Here is a 16,462-nt window from a genome sequence, read left to right as displayed (position 1 = left end):
CCTTGCGCGCTAGTGCCACGCCAGGAACCTTCATGCGCTCTGTGTTCGCCGCTCTCGCCCTCATGCTCGCCACTTCCCTCGTTCCCGCGCACGCCGAAAAACTGACCCTGGAGGCCATCACCGGCAGCAAGCCGCTGTCGGGGCCGACCCTGATGAAGCCGCAGGTCGCGCCCGACGGTTCGCGGGTGACCTTCCTGCGCGGCAAGGACAGCGACCGCAACCAGCTGGACCTGTGGGAATACGACATCGCCAGCGGCCAGACCCGCTTGCTGGTGGACTCGAAGGTGGTGCTGCCCGGCACCGAGACGCTGAGCGACGAGGAGAAGGCGCGGCGCGAGCGCCAGCGCATTTCCGCCTATGCCGGCATCGTCGATTACCAGTGGGCGCCGGATGCGCACGCGCTGCTGTTCCCGCTCGGTGGCGAGCTGTATCTGTACGACCTGCGCAAGACCGGCAGCGCCGCGGTGCGCAAGCTGACCCACGGCGAGGGTTTCGCCACCGATCCGAAGATTTCGCCCAAGGGCGGCTACGTCAGCTTCGTGCGTGCGCGCAATCTGTGGGTGATCGATCTGGCCAGCGGCCAGCAGCACCAGCTGACCCGCGACGGCAGCGACACCATCGGCAACGGCGTGGCCGAGTTCGTCGCCGACGAGGAAATGGACCGCCACACCGGCTACTGGTGGGCGCCGGACGACTCGGCGATCGCCTTCGCGCGCATCGACGAATCCGGCGTGCCGGTGCAGAAGCGCCCGGAGGTGTATGCCGACCACACCGAGGTGATCGAGCAGCGCTATCCGCAGGCCGGGCAGCCCAACGTCAGGATCCAGCTGGGCACGATCGCGCCGCGCGCCGGCGCGCAGCCGCAGTGGATCGACCTGGGCAAGAATCCGGACATCTACCTGGCGCGGGTGGACTGGCGCGATGCGCGGCGGTTGACCTTCCAGCGCCAGTCGCGCGACCAGAAAAAGCTCGAACTGATCGAGGTGACCCTGGCCGGCGGCAAGCAGCGCGTGCTGGTCACCGAGACCAGCAAGACCTGGGTGCCGCTCAACCACGACCTGCATTTCCTCAAGGACGGGCGCTTCGTGTGGGGCTCGGAGCGCAGCGGCTACGAGCACCTGTACCTGGCCTCGGAAGACGGACGCAAACTGGTTCCGCTGACCCACGGCGACTGGATCGTGGACGAGCTGCTGGCGGTGGACGAAGGCGCCGGCAAGGTCTACTTCTCCGCGACCAGGGAGTCGCCGACCCAGACCCAGCTCTACGCGGTGCCGCTGGCCGGCGGCGTGATCGAGCAGCTGTCAAAGCCCAACGGCACGCATGCGGCCAGCTTCGCCAAGAACGCCAGCGTCTACGTCGACAGCTGGTCCAACACCGCCACGCCGCCGCAGATCGAGTTGTTCCGCGCCAGTGGCGAAAAGATCGCCACGTTGCTGGTCAACGATCTGGCCGATCCGCAGCATCCCTACGCCAGGTACCGCGACGCGCAGCGTCCGGTCGAGTTCGGCCACCTGACCGCGGCCGACGGCAAGACGTCGCTGCACTACCGGCTGACCAAGCCCGCCGACTTCGATCCGGCCAAGCGCTATCCGGTGGTGGTGTACGTCTACGGCGGCCCGGCCGCGCAGACCGTGCTCGACGGCTGGCCGGTGCGCGGCGACGCGCTGTTCGACCAGTACCTGGCCCAGCATGGCTATGTCGTGTTCTCGGTCGACAACCGCGGCACGCCGCGCCGCGGCCGCGACTTCGGCGGTGCGCTGTACCAGCGGCAGGGCACGGTGGAAGTGGACGACCAGCTGCGCGGCGTCGCCTGGCTGAAGGCGCAGCCGTGGGTGGATGCCGCGCGCATCGGCGTGTACGGCTGGTCCAACGGCGGCTACATGACCCTGATGCTGCTGGCCAAGCACAGCGAGGCCTATGCCTGCGGCGTGGCCGGCGCGCCGGTGACCGATTGGGGGCTGTACGACAGCCACTACACCGAGCGCTACATGAACCTGCCCGCGGCCAATCCCGACGGTTACCGCGACGGCCGCGTGGCCGCGCATCTGGATGGCCTGAATTCGCCGCTGCTGCTGATCCACGGCATGGCCGACGACAATGTGCTGTTCACCAACTCGACCTCGCTGATGAGCGAGCTGCAGAAGCGCGGCAAGCTGTTCGAGCTGATGACCTATCCTGGGGCGAAGCACGGCCTGTCCGGCAGCAATGCGCTGCACCGCTACCGCACCACCGAAGCGTTCCTGGCACGTTGCCTGAAGCCCTGATCACCACCCGCACCGCCTTTCGCCGAAAAGGAGTTCTGCATGTCCACGCCGCCGCCGTTACCCGGTTCGCCCGTGTCTGACCCCGCCGCCGCCGCGCCGCCGGTGGCGGCCCGGAAGGGCTGGTGGGCACGCCACTGGAAATGGGCGGTGCCATTGGTGGTGCTGTTGCTGGGCGCAATGCTGCTGGCCTCGATCGCGGTGTTCGTGATGGGCATCGCACGCGTCACCAAGTCGTCCGAGCCGTACCGCGTCGGCCTGATGGCCGCGCAGCTCGACCAGCGGGTCATCGCTGCGCTGGGCGCGCCGGTCAAGGACGGGATCATGCCCAGCGGCAGCATTTCCACCAGCAACGGCACCGGCAGCGCCAATCTCAGCGTGTCGCTGCACGGCGCGCGCGGCAACGGCACCTTGTACATCGAAGCCGAGCGCCATGCCGGCGAATGGCACTACACGACGCTGCAGGTGCTGCCCGACGCCGGCGAGGCGATTCCGCTGCTCGAGGATGTCGATTCCGGAGTGGACGACGCCATCGAAACCGACGCCGAGTCCGATTCCGACGCGGATGCCGTCAACGAGGTGCAGACCGACGCGGATCCGGCTGCGTCGGCCGAGGCGGACAGCACGCAATAAGCTCCGCGCAGCCGCGGCATGCGGCGCAGTGGCACCCACGCCGCGTGGCCGAATCCGTCGCGTCGCTGCGTTGCGCGGGCAGGGTGGGTGCGGGGCATCGCGCTGTCGCCGTGCTGCCGTCCGCAGACGGTGTGGCCGTGTCTACGATTCGCGAGCCTGCAGCGGCGGCCCTGGTCGCTTCCGTGTCGCGCGCGATCGCTGGCCACCCGGCGCGGCCATGACCTACGGCAGCTTGCCGGCCGTGCGCGCGCCGCGTACGGTCGCCGCATCGTCCCGCTGGAGATTCACCGATGAAGCCACTCGTCCTCGCCATCGCGCTGGCCCTGGTCGCGCCTTTGCCTGTCCTCGCGCAGGTCGCGCCCGCCGCCGCTCCGGCCGAGGCCGCCGGCCCGGCATGGGTGAAGCGCAGCAACGACTTCGCGCAGATCCTGCTGCAGGCGCAGGCGCCGTTCCAACCCGAGGAGGTGAGCTTCTTCGGCGTGCCGGGCTACGACGACAAGGTCGCCGACCTGGGGCCGGACAATGCCCGCCGCTATCGCGACGCGATCGGCAAGGCCCGGCGCGCGCTGCAGGAGAAGCTGGAGGTCGAGCGCGATCCCAACGTGCGCCAGGACCTGGCGATCATGATCCATGCCGCCGACCAGGCCGCCGAAGGCAGCGCGTTGAACGAACGCCTGCTGCTGCCGTGGCAGGATGCGCCGCAGATGGTGTTCGGCGGCCTCAACAATCTGCTGTCCGAACAGGTGCCGGCGGCGCGCCGGGCCAAGGCGCTGGACCGGCTGCAGCGCTATGTCGGCCTGGCGCCCGGCAGCACCTCCTCGCTCGTGCTGGCGCGCCAGCGCTACGAGGAAAAGCTGGCCAACGGCGCGCTGCTGCCGCCGACCCGACGCGAGGTCGAGCAGGCCTTGAGCAACGTCGACACCTACGCCAAGGGCATTCGCGAACTGTTCGCGACCTACAAGATCGACGGCGCCGAACCGGCGCTGGCGGCGATGGACAAACAGTTCAAGGACTACGCCGCTTGGACGCGCAAGGTGGTGCTGCCGAAGGCGCGCGAGGACGCGCGCCTGCCGCCGGAGCTGTACGCCTTCCAGCTCAAGCAGGTCGGCATCGACATCGCGCCGCAACTGTTGATGCAGCGCGCGCAACTGGAATTCATGGAGACCCGCGCGGCGATGCAGCAGCTGGCGCCGCTGGTGGCCAAGGCCCAGGGCCTGAAGGTCGACAATCCCGGCGACTACCGCGCGGTGATCCGAGCGCTCAAGCGCGACACCATCGCCAACGACCAGTTGGAAACCCATTACCGCGACGTCATCGCGCAGATCGATCCGATCATCCGCCAGCAGCGCATCGTCGATGTGCCGCAGCGGCCGATGCAGATGCGCCTGGGGTCGGCGGCCGAGAGCGCGGCGCAACCGGCGCCGCATTTCCGTCCGGCGCCGCTGGTCGGCAATACCGGCGAGCAGGGCACCTTCGTGCTGCCGCTGGGCAATCCGGATACCGCCGGCAAGGGCGAGCACTACGACGACTTCAACTTCGGCTCGGCGGCGTGGACGCTGAGCGCGCACGAGGGCCGGCCCGGCCACGAACTGCAGTTCACCGCGATGGTCGAGCGCGGCGTCTCCCTGGCGCGCAGCATGTTCGCGTTCAATTCGGTCAACGTCGAAGGCTGGGCGCTGTACGCCGAGGCCGAAATGGTGCCGTACGAACCGCTGGACGGGCAGCTGATCGCGCTGCAGTTCCGCCTGCTGCGCGCCGCGCGCGCCATGCTCGACCCGATGCTCAACCTGGGCCTGACCGACCGCGAACGCGCGCGCCTGGTGCTGGAGAACGACGTCGGCCTGTCGCCGGCGATGGCGCGGCAGGAACTGGACCGCTACATGATGCGCGCGCCCGGCCAGGCCGGCAGCTACTTCTATGGCTACAGCCGCATCATGGAACTGCGCATGCGCACCGAACTGGCGCTGGGCGCGAAGTTCGACCGGCTCAAGTTCAACAATTTCCTGCTCGACCAGGGCCTGCTGCCGCCGGATCAGCTGGCGACCGCGGTGGACGAGGTGTTCGTCCCGGCACAACGGAAGTGATGGAACCGTGCCGCTGCGCCGACCGCGCAGCGGCACGGTCGGACTTCAGTGATCTTCCGGGACGCTCTCAGGGCGCCGCCCGTCCGTGTTCTTCCAGTCGCTTGCTTTACCGCCGCCTATGGGGCAATAGGCCATGTACTGCCCGACAGCGGTCACTGCGGTTTGCGTCCAGGGCAGAAAGCAGACATTTCCGATGCAGCAGGCGCCAGTGGTTGGGTAAGGGCAATATCCAGGCACCGCTACCCAAGTCCCGCTGCTTGGACTTATCGGGATCCAGTTCTTGTCGCTGTCCTTGCAGCCTTGGGTACAGAACACGAAGGGGTCATTGTCGCGGCAAGCAAACTCCACATAAGGGCCCACTGCTTTGGCCGTGCCCTGCAGTCCGAAGAACGCGACCAATATCCATATCCAGCGCTTCATAACGAGTCCTTCTGTCAAAGACGGTCCATCCCGTGCGCTCAGAGCAATGACGGGTCACGGCCCTCACGGGTCCGGATCCATCCCCTGAAATGCCCGAGGGTCGGGGAATACTATAACCCGGCCAATAGCTTACCAAGGGTTCCCGGACGGCGGTCGTCTGTGCCTGGGCCGCCGCGGCGACCCAGGGCACGGTGAAGCCGGACGCCGAGGAGGCTGGCCCGCCATCGGCCTGCGGATGGCCGATTGTCGGGGCGGGCGGCGCTTCGACAGCGGAAACCGCCGGGATCACTCTCCCAAGACGCTCAGCGTTCCTGCGCCGGCAACGGCGGTTGGGGCTGTGGCTCTTGCGCTGTCGGCACCTGCGCCCCCGGCGGCACCCAGATCGCCATCCCGGCGGCGCGCTTCTGCGTGGTCGGGATGCCGATGCCCAGGCCGCCGCCGACGTGGCCGCCGTAGCTGCCGGCGCCCACCGACACGCCGCCGCCGGAGCGCTGCGAGGCCACGCCCATCAGTACCACGCCGTTGGCGCCGAGCTTGGCCGCCTCGCGCTTGAGCCGGGCCATCGCCGCATCGGTCTGGCCCTGGGTGCCGAAGCCGGCCGCGCTGGACGATTCGAGCTGGGCGATGTCGACCGCGCCGAGCGGCGGGGTCGAATAGATCTGGACCAGGGCCGGGTCGATCGGGGGGCGCGGCGCGCCGACCATCACCTTGGAGGAACTGGCGCAGCCGGCCAGCGCGAACAGCAGCGCCAGCGGCAACAGCGGTCGGACGTTCATGGCATCACCCCTGGGAATCGGTTCACGACGCGATGATAGGCGCGATCGGTGAACCGCGGCGCACCCGCCATCGCCGCCACCGTGGCACGCACGCCGTGAGTCCCGTGCCAAGAGTTGGCTTGCGCCGCCAGGGCCGCGCGCTATGGTGCGCACTGGCATTCAGCGTAGGGCGACGGCATGGGCTTGATCAGTCTGTTGTGGGGCATCGTAGCGTTGCTGTGGATGATCCTGGCCTTCATCCCGCTGCTGGGCTGGGGCAACTGGTTCGTGATCCCGTTCGCCGCGGTCGGCGCGATCATCGCCGCGATCGGCCTGCTGTTCACCTCGGCCCCGAACCGCGGCCGCGCCAAGACCGGGCTGATCCTCAACGGCCTGGTGATCGTGGTCGGGGTGATCCGGCTGAGCCTGGGCGGCGGAGTGATCTAACGGCATGCCGGTGCATGCCGGGCACGGCGGCATGCTGTGTTGCAGCAGTTCCCGTCCATCTGCGGCCGGCAGGCGTAAAATTCGGCGGTGACGACCGCTGCGGTGGCCGTCACCGTTCGCGCCGGTGCGTGCGGCGCGGCTCGGCAGACCGGGCGTCGCCTCGCAGTGCCGCGTGCGCGACGTCCGACCCGTCCCTGCAGGAGCCTCGCGTGGCCCATCCCCATTACCGCCCCCGGCGCATGCGCCGCGACGACTTCTCGCGCCGGCTGATGCGCGAGAACACCCTGACCGCCGACGACCTGATCTGGCCGGTGTTCGTGCACGAACTGCCAGGCCGCGCGCCGATCGCCTCGATGCCCGGCGTGGAGCGGCTGTCGATCGACGACCTGCTGAAGGAAGCCGAGACCGCGCTGGAACTGGGCATTCCGGTGATCGACCTGTTCCCGGTGATCGACCCCTCCGGCAAGAGCCTGGACGCGGCCGAGGCCTGGAACGAGGACGGTCTGGCGCAGCGCGCGGTGCGCGCGCTGAAGGCGCGTTTCCCCGAACTGGGGGTGATGACCGACGTGGCGCTCGATCCGTACACCACCCACGGCCAGGACGGCATCATCGACGCGCGCGGCTACGTGCTCAACGACATCACCGTCGAAGCGCTGGTCAAGCAGTCGCTGTCGCACGCGCAGGCCGGCGTGGACATCGTTTCGCCCTCGGACATGATGGACGGGCGCATCGGCGCGATCCGCCGCGCGCTGGATGCCGAGGAGCATCTGCACGTGCGCATCATGGCCTATTCGGCCAAGTACGCCTCGGCGTTCTACGGCCCGTTCCGCGACGCGGTCGGCAGCGCCGGCAACCTCGGCAAGGCCGACAAGAGCACCTACCAGATGGACCCGGCCAACGGCGACGAGGCCATGCGCGAGATCGCGCTGGACCTGGAGGAAGGCGCCGACATGGTGATGGTCAAGCCCGGCATGCCGTACCTGGACGTGGTGCGGCGGGTGAAGGACGAATTCCGCGTGCCGACCTTCGCCTACCAGGTCAGCGGCGAGTACGCGATGCTCAAGGCCGCCTTCGCCAACGGCTGGCTGGACGAGCGCAAGTGCGTGCTGGAATCGCTGATGGCGTTCAAGCGCGCCGGCGCCGACGGCGTGCTGACCTACTTCGCGCCGCAGGTGGCGCGCTGGCTGCGCGAGGCGCGCTGAGGCGGTAGCGTTCTTGCGATTCAGATCATGCCGCTTTGTTGTAGGAGCGGCCTCAGCCGCGACAGGGCTCTACCGGTAGCACCCTGTCGCGGCTGAAGCCGCTCCTGCGACGGCATGATGCGCGCAGACAAAAACGTGCGGGCGTCGGTGATGCATTTACGCGGACGGATGCGCCAGCGGCATGGAAGCCGCTGCCGGCAGGCAGCCCAACCCGAGCAGCGTCGCCTCCACCGCCTCGTCCAGCGGCGTGTGCGGCTCTTCGCCGAGCGTCTGTAGCAGGCGCGTATTGCGCATGCGCAGCGGATGGCGCCACAGCGGGCGCATCTCGCGCAGCTCGCGCGCCAGCGGCCAGAAGGGCATGGCCAGGGTCAGCAGCCACCACGGGAAGCGGCGGGTCCGTGGCGGCGCTATGCCGTGGCGGTGCAGCGCGCGTGCGATCGCCGCCGCCATTTGCGTGCCGTCGGCGTCCCAGTGTCCGTCCATGTGCAGCCGCGCGAACGCCGGCAGCGCATCGCGCTGCTGCAGCAGGCGCAGCATGGTCCGCGCCACGTCCGGCACGTACGCCCATTGATGGCCGACGCCGGGATCGCCCGGCAGCGTCACGCTGGCGATCGGGTGCCCTGCTTTCACCAGTCCCTGCGCGAACCAGCTGTTGCCCACGCGTGGGCCGAAGAAGTCGCCGGCGCGCACCACGATGACCCGCGCACCGTGCGCGGTCGAAGCCTGCAGGCGCCGCTCCAGCTCGACCCGGATCGCGCCCTTGCGCGTGGCTGGGGTCTGCGCGGCGTCTTCGTCCGGCGCCGGGTAGGCATCGAGGCCGTAGTTGTAGACCGTGCCTGGCAGCACGATGGTCGCGCCTTCGGCGCAGGCCGCGGCGATCGTGTTGTCGATCATCGGCAGCACCAGCTCGGCCCAGCGCCGGTAGCCGGGCGGATTGACCGCATGCACGATCGCCGCGCAGCCGCGCGCCGCCTGCAGCACGTCCTCGCGGCACATCGCGTCGCCGCGCAGCCAGTGGATGCCGTCGCGGGTTTCGCTGGCGGCGGCGAGTCCGCGTTGCAGGGCGCGCACCTGCCAGCCGGCGTCGCGTAGCTGGCGCGCCAGTTCGCCGCCGATGCCGCCGCTGGCGCCCAGGACCAGGGCGGTGGATGTCGTTGTCATGCGGGGACTCCGTTGCGGGGAATGCGAGCAGTGTGATCACCGCCGCATAGCAAAGGAATTGGCGAACATCGGCCATCGGCTATACATTTATGTATGGACAACGCCATCGGTTGGGAGCTGTACCGGTCTTTCCTCGCGGTGCTGGAGGAGGGGTCGCTGTCCGCGGCGGCACGCGCGCTGGACCTGACCCAGCCCACCGTGGGACGGCATGTGGCGGCGCTGGAGAAGGCGCTGGCGGTGCCGTTGTTCGTGCGCTCGCAGAGCGGATTGCTGCCGACCGACGCGGCCCTGGCGCTGCGCGGCCATGCGCAGGCCATGCGCAGCATCGCCGCGTCGCTGCAGCGCGCGGCCGGCCGCCACGGCGAGGCAGTGCAGGGCACGGTGCGGATCTCCGCCAGCGAGGTGATCGGCGCGGAAGTGTTGCCGCCGGTCTTGGCCGGCTTGCGCCTGGCGCATCCGCAGCTGCGGCTGGAACTGGTACTGAGCAACCGCGTGCAGGACCTGCTGCACCGCGAAGCCGATGTGGCGGTACGCATGACCCGGCCGCAACAGGATCCGCTCATCGCCCGCCGCATCGGCGAGATCGCGATCGGCCTGTACGCCGATCGCGACTACTTGGCACGGCATGGCACGCCGCAAGACCTGGACGAACTCGGGCAGCACGCACTGGTCGGCTTCGATGCGGAGACGCCGTTCCTGCGCGCCGCGCGCGCCGGGCTGCCGCAGTGGCGCCGCGAGGCGTTCGCGCTGCGTGCCGACAGCGACCTGGCGCAGCTGGCCTTGATCCGCGCCGGCTGCGGCATCGGCTTCTTCCAGGCGGCCCTGGCCCGGCGCACGCCGAGCCTGCTGCCGGTGCTGCCGCAGCAGGTGCGGCTGGGCCTGGAGACCTGGATCACCATGCACCAGGACCTGCGCGGCAGCGCGGCCTGCAGCGCCGTGTTCGCGGCGCTGGTGGAAGCGATGACCGCGCACGTGGCCTGAGCGACGCGCGCGGCGATTCGCTGGTGATTCGATGGGCGAGCCGCCTGTCTGCGGAAATGCGGTCTGCGCGTGCGAATGCATCTGCAGACCGCCTTCGCAGCGCTACATGCAACTACGGCATCGACACAGTCTCAGTAGGCGATGCGGCGACGAATCCCAAATCCCGAATCCCCAATCCCGGCTTTCAGGGCATCGTCAACGCGATCGGCGTGGACTTCATCGCCGCGGAGATCGACGGGAACGGGTCGACGCTGGCCATGGTGATCACGTCGTCGATCGACACCACATCGCAGGTGATGCTGTCGTCGTTCACGCACAGGTACGCGGCCGCGCCCACGCCCGGCTCGTACACTGCCTTCCACACGTAGTCCGCCACTTCCACCTTGTCGGTGCCGATGGTCGTCACGTTGTCGTCGAAGGCCGGGCCGGTGACCACGTAGATCTCGCCGCGCTGCTTGGCCAGCTGCCGCACCTGCTCTTCGATCCGCGCCCATTCGCCGGTGTTGAGCTTGTGGTCCTGCGGGACCACGTTGGCCATCGAGAAGGTCTCCTTCTCCGAGCTCTCGGTCGAGGCGTCGCCGGCCGGGGTCATGTGGCCGCGGTCGAACCCGGTATTGGTGTAGTCCGAGCTCTTGGAGCGGTCGGCGGCGGGAATGGCGGTTTCCTCGTGGAACGAGCCGACCCGGCCGATCGCCTCGGCGCCGGCGACCTGCTGGTCGGTCAGGTGCTCGGCCGAGTACAGCGGGCCCTTGGTCACGCCCGAGGCCAGGATCGCGTATTCGGTGTGGCAGACCTCGGTGGTGCGGGCGGTCAGCGAGGCGTCCACGCTCGGCGGCTTGCCGCCTGCGTACAGCGTGGCGCAACTGGTGGCGGCCATCGCCGTTTGGGCCGTGAACAACGCAAGCAGAACCAGACAACCGCGCAGGGAGAAGGACATCGCGTACCTCGCTAGCCAAGGGGGAGTGAAGAAACTGGCGAGGGGCGATGTCGTTACGGTGACTGTTGGATGTGTCGCGCATGGCAAACGCGTTGCCGGTCACGTTTGCGGGTAGACGACGCGGGCCGGCTCGAGGCGGATCCGATAAGCGTTCTCATTTACAATGCGCGGCCGCCTTCCGAACGTGTCCCGCGCCGTGACCAAGAAGCTGTTGTTCCAGCTGCACTGGCTGTTCGGCATCAGCACCGGGCTGGTGCTGTCGGTGATGGGCCTGAGCGGGGCCACGCTGGCGTTCGAGGACGAGATCGTGCGCTGGGCCAACCCGCCGCTGGCCGAGGCGGCCGCGCGCCATGCGGCCGGCGAGTCGCCGTTGCCGCTGGCCGAGCTGGCGCGGCGTCTGGACCTGGGCGGCACGCACCGCACCACGCGCATGTTGATCGACCCCACCGGCACGCGTCCTTCCAACGTGCGCCTGGCCGGCCGCGACGGCGGACGCCTGTACTTCGATCCCTATACCGGACGCACGGTGGCGGAGCCGCGGCTGACCGGTTTCTTCGCCTTCGTCGAGGACCTGCATCGGCGCCTGGCCGCCGGCGAACGCGGCAAGGCGGTCACCGGCGCCTGCGCGATCGCGCTGCTCTTCTTCTGTCTGTCCGGGCTGTACCTGCGCTGGCCGCGGCAGTGGTGGAGCTGGCGCGCGTGGTGGGTGGTGGAATGGAAGCGGCAGGGCCGCAGTTTCCTGTGGAGCCTGCATTCGGTGATCGGCACCTGGTGCCTGGCGATCTACCTGTCGATCGCGCTGACCGGGCTGTACTGGTCCTACGACTGGTACCGGCAAGGGCTGGTGGCGGTGCTCGGCGGCGAACGCGCGGACAACGAGGGCGGCGGCCGCGGCGGCAAGCCGCCGGCGGTGGACTATGCGCGGCTGCAGGCCACGCTCGCGGCGCTGCCGGACGTGCGCCGCGCCTATCTGGACCTGCGCCTGCCCAGTCGTCCCGGGCAGCCGCTCATCGCACGCTACCTGGCCGCCGATCCGGTGCACAGCCGGGCCTTCGACGGCCTGGAGATCGATCCGCGCAGCGGCCGCATCCTGCGCCGCCTGGACTACCGGCAGCAGCCGCTGGGCCGGCAATTGCTGAGCAGCGTGTTCGCCCTGCACACCGGCAGCTTCTTCGGCCTGGCCGGGCGCGTGGTGGTGATGCTGGCGAGCCTATGCATGTCCCTGTTCTTCGTCACCGGCTGGCTGTTGTACCTGGACCGGCGACGCAAGAAGCGCGCGTTGCACACGGCGCGGCGCGATCTGGCCTCGCCCGTGCAGGACGCCGCCGAGCCGTGGCTGGTGGGATTCGCCAGCCAGAGCGGATTCGCCGAACGCCTGGCCTGGCAGGCCGCCGGCCAGCTGCAGGCGGCCGGCGTGCCGGTGCAGGTGCAGTCGCTGGCGCAGCTGGATGCGGCGCAGTTGCTCGGTGCGCGGCGCGCGCTGTTCGTGGTCAGCACCTTCGGCGACGGCGAGGCGCCGGACCCGGCGCGCGCCTTCGAGAAGAAGGTGCTGCGCCAGGCGCAGGCGCTGCCCGACCTCGGCTATGCGCTGTTGGCGCTGGGCGATCGTCAGTACGCGCGCTTCTGCGGGTTCTCGCGCCGGCTGGAGCAGTGGCTGGCCGCGCAGGGCGCGCAGGCGCTGTTCCCGGCGGTGGAGGTGGACAACGCCGATCCGCAGGCGCTGGCGCAGTGGCAGCGGCAGCTGTCCGCGGTCACCGGTGTGGCGGACACGGCACCGGCGCTGCAGGCGCCGCCGGCGCTGGAGTGGCGCCTGGCCGGACGCACCCTGCTCAACCCCGGCAGTGCCGGCGCGCCGGTGTGGCGCATCGATCTGGCGCTACCGGCACAGGCACAGTGGCAGGCGGGCGACATCCTGGAAGTGCAACCGTGTCACGCCGCGGATGCCGTGCGCGCCTGGCTGGCCGCGCATGGCCTGGCAGCGGACACGCCGCTGCGCGCCGCTGGCGTGCCGCTGCCGTTGCAGGCGGCGCTGGCCGATCGCGAACTGGCGCCGCCCGGGGACGCGCACGATCTGCAGGCCTGGCTGGATGCGCTGCCGCAGCTGCCGCTGCGCGAATACTCGATCGCCTCGGTGCCGGCCGACGGCCTGCTGCAACTGGTGGTGCGCCTGACCCGACGCGACGACGGCAGCGCCGGCCTGGGCTCGGGTTGGCTGTGCCTGCACGCGCCGCTCGGTACCGCGGTGCAGGCGCGGGTGCGCGCCAACCCCGGTTTCCGCCGGCACGGCGCCGCCCCCTTGCTGCTGATCGGCAACGGCACCGGCATCGCCGGCCTGCGCAGCCTGCTGCGCGAAGCCGAGCAGGCCGGTGTGCATGGGCACTGGCTGCTGTTCGGCGAACGCAATGCCGCGCACGACGCGCTGTTCGGTGCGGAACTGCAGGCATGGCGGGACAGCGGCCACCTGCAGCGGCTGGACCTGGCGTTCTCGCGCGACCAGCCGGACAAGCTCTACGTGCAGGATCGCCTGCGCGACGCCGCCGACGAAGTGCGCGCCTGGCTCGCGCGGGGTGCCACGCTGCACGTCTGCGGCAGCCTGGACAGCATGGCCCGCGGCGTGGATGCGGCCTTGCGCGAGATGCTGGGCGAGGATGCGCTGGATGCGCTCAGCGCGGATGGGCGGTATCGGCGCGATGTGTATTGAGGTCTGAGGCAGGTGGAGCGGTTCGGTGAGTTCTTGGCCCCGGATCGAATTCGGTGGCGTTGCTTCCACCGCTGCGTCTGTCGCGGCTGAAGCCGCTCCTACAAAAAGCCGCGCGCCTCCGTTGCCTTTGTAGGAGCGGCTTCAGCCGCGACCAACTGCATCAGCGATCGCGTGGAAACGGAGATGCAGCAACCGGCCTGCGGCACGCGGACGTTTCGCCAGCGAAGCCGTCGCCGTCAGCGCGCACCCGCACAATCGCCGCTGCCGCTCGCAGCCGGTGCCTTCATCCGGTACACGTCGAGCTTGCCGGCCTTCGGTGCGCGCGCGCTGCCGACTACCAGCAGCTCGGTCGGCTTGGAGGCATCCAGCACCGCACCGCGGGTGTCGCCATCGGCGCCGTTGAACGACAGCGCCAGCGGCTGCGCCTGCACGTAGTGCCCGCCGGCGCACTGCGCGAGCAACAGCTGCGCGCCCTGCGTCTTGCGCGCCCGCGCGAACACCAGCGCGCGGCCGTCGCCCAGCCAGGCCGCGTCGGTTTCGTCGTCGGCGCTGTTGATCCCTTCCAGCGCCTGCGGTTGGCCGAAGGCCTGGCCCTGCAGCCGCGCCACGAACAGGTCCATGCCGCCGGCGCCGCCGTGGCCGTCGCTGGCGAACAATAGCCGGGTGCCGTCCAGCGACAGGGTCGGCGCGCGCTCGTCGCCGCGCGAGTTCACCGCCGCGCCCAGGTTCTGCGGCGGGCCGTAGCGGCCGTCGGCCAGCACCGGCGCGCGGTACAGGTCGCTGCCGCCGTGGCCGCCGGCGCGGTCGGAGGCGAAGTACAGCCAACGCCCGTCGGTGCTGAAGAACGGGTCGCCATCGGCATCGGGCGAGTTCAGCGGCGCCGGCAACGGCTGCGGGTCGACCCAGCGTCCGTCGCGCAGCGTGGCCTGCCACAGGTCGCCGCCGCCGGGCCCGCCGGCGCGGTCGGGGCTGGCCCAGACGATGCGTCGTCCGTCGGCGGAAACGCTGGCGCGGGTCTCGTCGGCCTTGGTCGAGACCACGCCCATGCCCTCGATGCCGAACTCGGAAAGCGCGAACGCCGGCGGCGCGCAGAGTAAACTCGCGGCCAGCGCGAGCGGCAGGGCGGGGGTCCGCATGTCGGATTCCTTCGGATGTCGCGACCAGTCTAAAACAACCAACGAGCGTTCCATGCCCACATCCCGCTATGCCGTGTTCGGCCATCCCGTCACCCATTCGCTGTCGCCGCGCATCCATGCCGACTTCGCCAAGCAGACCGGCATCGCCCTGCAGTACGACGCGATCGACGCCCTGCCGGACGGCTTCGCGGCGGCGCTGGCGGCCTTTGCCGCGGAAGGCGGCGTAGGCGCCAACGTGACCCTGCCGCTGAAGGAAGCCGCCTACGCGCTGAGCGTGGTCCACAGCGAGCGCGCCCAGCGCGCCGGGGCGGTCAACACGCTCAGCTTCCGCGACGGGCAGTGGCACGGCGACAACACCGACGGCGCCGGCCTGGTGCGCGACCTGACCGGGCGCAACGGCCTGGACCTGCGCGGCCGCCGCGCGCTGCTGATCGGTGCCGGCGGCGCCGCGCGCGGCGTGGCGCCGGCGCTGCTGGAGGCCGGCGTGCAGCAGTTGCTGATCGTCAACCGGTCGCCCGAGCGCGCCGATGCGCTGGTCGATGCGCTGGGCGAACCGGCACGGGCCATTTCCCGCTACTGGGAAGACCTGCGCGAACTGGGCGACTTCGAACTGATCGTCAATGCCACCGCGGCCGGCCGCGACGACAGCGCGGGATTCTCGCTGCCGCTGTCGCTGGTCAACAGCATGACCCTGGCGGTGGACCTGAACTACGGCGAGGTCGCGATTCCGTTCCTGGCCTGGGCGCGTGCGGCGCATTGCCGCGATACCGTGGACGGGCTGGGCATGCTGGTCGAGCAGGCGGCCGAGAGCTTCGAGCGCTGGCACGGCGTGCGCCCGGACACCGACCCGGTCTACGCCGCGCTGCGTGCGCGCGACGCGGTGCTGGTCAGCGCCGACTGATCTTTGCGCCCCGGCGCTTGTTTTCGTGGCTAGACGGAGATTTCGATGGACGATGGATTCGTGATGCAGCTGTTGACCACGGTGGGCTTCCAGCTGCCGATCCTGATCGTGCTCGGCACCGGCCTGGTGCTGCTGGCCACGCGCCGCCCCGGCCGCGCCCGCACGCTGGGCCTGTGGGGCTTGAGCCTGCTGCTGCTCGGCGGGCTGTGCGGCACGGTGACCTCGCTGCTGCCGATGTGGGTCGTCGCGCAGGGCGGGAGCTTCTCCAGCTACGCCGTCTGGTACGGCATGCTGCAGGCGGTGTTCACCCTGCTGCATGCGGTGGCGATGCTGCTGGTGGTGCTGGCGCTGCGGTTTGCCTTGCCGCGCTAGCACGGGCCGTCCGCGTTGGTCGCAGCAGCTGTCGGTGTTGCTACCATGTGGTCACGCCTGCCGTAGCCGGAACGATCGCGATGCGCCTTAACCATTTCGTGGATTTTGCGCTGGTGGCCGGGAGTGTCGGCCTGGCCGCCAAGTTCGGTATCCTGCTGCTCGGCTTCCTGCTGCTGTTGCGCTGCGCACCCGGCCGCCCGCGCACCCTGTTGCAGTGGGGGCTGGTGGTGCTGCTGGCCAACGTGATGCTGCCGATGTTTCTGGTGGCAGTGGTGGGCGTGGTGCGGCTGATCACCGGTTTCTCCGGCGACATGTGGGCGGACACCGCGATCAAGCTGCTGCAGGATCTTCTGTTCGCCATCGGCCTGGCGCTGCTGCTGCAGGCATTGTGGCTGACCCTGCCGCGCAAGCAGAGCGCACCTGGCTGATCGGCAGGCGCATGCCCGGTCGCGGTAGTTGCGACCAGACGTG

The 16,462-nt window shown here is 69.9% G+C and carries 15 protein-coding genes; 10 read left to right on the top strand and 5 right to left on the bottom strand.

All coding sequences use genetic code 11. From position 1 onward, the window contains the following. Window positions 1–32 precede the first annotated feature (32 nt). From H9658_RS14855 to H9658_RS14845, 3 genes are all read left to right on the top strand, one after another. On the top strand, window positions 33–2,264 hold the full coding sequence (locus H9658_RS14855) for a S9 family peptidase (RefSeq protein ID WP_191825917.1): 2,232 nt from the start codon (window positions 33–35) through the stop codon (window positions 2,262–2,264). Between the two features lie 39 nt (window positions 2,265–2,303). Beyond that, window positions 2,304–2,894 (top strand): cytochrome c oxidase assembly factor Coa1 family protein, encoded by a 591-nt coding sequence (locus H9658_RS14850; RefSeq protein ID WP_191825916.1) that lies wholly within the window; start codon window positions 2,304–2,306, stop codon window positions 2,892–2,894. Window positions 2,895–3,184: 290 nt separating this feature from the next. After that, window positions 3,185–4,978: a DUF885 domain-containing protein gene (locus H9658_RS14845; RefSeq protein ID WP_191825915.1), complete on the top strand. Its 1,794-nt coding sequence runs from the start codon at window positions 3,185–3,187 to the stop codon at window positions 4,976–4,978. A gap of 45 nt (window positions 4,979–5,023) precedes the next feature. Here H9658_RS14845 and H9658_RS14840 read toward each other — a convergent pair whose 3' ends face one another. Further along, window positions 5,024–5,398: a hypothetical protein gene (locus H9658_RS14840; protein WP_191825914.1), complete on the bottom strand. Its 375-nt coding sequence runs from the start codon at window positions 5,396–5,398 to the stop codon at window positions 5,024–5,026. Window positions 5,399–5,700: 302 nt separating this feature from the next. Further along, on the bottom strand, window positions 5,701–6,174 hold the full coding sequence (locus tag H9658_RS14835; RefSeq protein WP_191825913.1) for a hypothetical protein: 474 nt from the start codon (window positions 6,172–6,174) through the stop codon (window positions 5,701–5,703). 177 nt (window positions 6,175–6,351) lie between these two features. Between H9658_RS14835 and H9658_RS14830 the strand changes: the two genes are divergently transcribed. Next, on the top strand, window positions 6,352–6,600 hold the full coding sequence (locus H9658_RS14830) for a hypothetical protein (RefSeq protein WP_053839316.1): 249 nt from the start codon (window positions 6,352–6,354) through the stop codon (window positions 6,598–6,600). A 209-nt stretch (window positions 6,601–6,809) separates the two neighbouring features. Then, complete coding sequence (gene hemB / locus H9658_RS14825) at window positions 6,810–7,802, top strand: porphobilinogen synthase (protein ID WP_179571033.1); 993 nt, start codon at window positions 6,810–6,812, stop codon at window positions 7,800–7,802. Window positions 7,803–7,958: 156 nt separating this feature from the next. Here the strand turns inward: hemB and H9658_RS14820 are convergent, their stop codons facing one another. Further along, window positions 7,959–8,963, bottom strand: coding sequence for an NAD-dependent epimerase/dehydratase family protein (locus H9658_RS14820; protein ID WP_191825912.1), 1,005 nt, complete (start codon window positions 8,961–8,963; stop codon window positions 7,959–7,961). Between the two features lie 93 nt (window positions 8,964–9,056). Between H9658_RS14820 and H9658_RS14815 the strand changes: the two genes are divergently transcribed. Beyond that, window positions 9,057–9,944 (top strand): LysR family transcriptional regulator, encoded by an 888-nt coding sequence (locus H9658_RS14815; protein ID WP_191825911.1) that lies wholly within the window; start codon window positions 9,057–9,059, stop codon window positions 9,942–9,944. Window positions 9,945–10,128: 184 nt separating this feature from the next. Here the strand turns inward: H9658_RS14815 and H9658_RS14810 are convergent, their stop codons facing one another. Beyond that, complete coding sequence (locus H9658_RS14810; RefSeq protein WP_179571030.1) at window positions 10,129–10,881, bottom strand: DNA/RNA non-specific endonuclease; 753 nt, start codon at window positions 10,879–10,881, stop codon at window positions 10,129–10,131. Between the two features lie 196 nt (window positions 10,882–11,077). On the opposite strand from H9658_RS14810, the gene H9658_RS14805 reads away from it, so the two are divergent. Then, window positions 11,078–13,582 carry a PepSY domain-containing protein gene (locus H9658_RS14805; protein ID WP_191825910.1) on the top strand — a complete coding sequence of 835 codons (2,505 nt, stop codon included), beginning with the start codon at window positions 11,078–11,080 and terminating at the stop codon, window positions 13,580–13,582. 236 nt (window positions 13,583–13,818) lie between these two features. On the opposite strand, the gene H9658_RS14800 is transcribed toward H9658_RS14805, so the two are convergent. After that, on the bottom strand, window positions 13,819–14,718 hold the full coding sequence (locus H9658_RS14800) for a TolB-like translocation protein (RefSeq protein WP_191825909.1): 900 nt from the start codon (window positions 14,716–14,718) through the stop codon (window positions 13,819–13,821). 52 nt (window positions 14,719–14,770) lie between these two features. Between H9658_RS14800 and aroE the strand changes: the two genes are divergently transcribed. The 3 genes from aroE to H9658_RS14785 all read left to right on the top strand — a co-directional run bounded on the left by aroE (window position 14,771) and on the right by H9658_RS14785 (window position 16,419). Beyond that, window positions 14,771–15,619: a shikimate dehydrogenase gene (aroE, locus tag H9658_RS14795; protein WP_179571027.1), complete on the top strand. Its 849-nt coding sequence runs from the start codon at window positions 14,771–14,773 to the stop codon at window positions 15,617–15,619. A gap of 45 nt (window positions 15,620–15,664) precedes the next feature. Beyond that, window positions 15,665–15,991: a hypothetical protein gene (locus tag H9658_RS14790; protein WP_191825908.1), complete on the top strand. Its 327-nt coding sequence runs from the start codon at window positions 15,665–15,667 to the stop codon at window positions 15,989–15,991. Between the two features lie 80 nt (window positions 15,992–16,071). Continuing rightward, window positions 16,072–16,419, top strand: coding sequence for a hypothetical protein (locus tag H9658_RS14785; protein ID WP_191825907.1), 348 nt, complete (start codon window positions 16,072–16,074; stop codon window positions 16,417–16,419). The last annotated feature ends 43 nt before the right edge of the window (window positions 16,420–16,462 follow it).

It is taken from the genome of Xanthomonas bonasiae (assembly GCF_014836395.1).
Classification (GTDB): Bacteria; Pseudomonadota; Gammaproteobacteria; order Xanthomonadales; family Xanthomonadaceae; genus Xanthomonas_A; species Xanthomonas_A bonasiae.
Note: the sequence above shows the minus strand (reverse complement) of the source record. Positions and strands in the feature narration are given on the sequence as shown.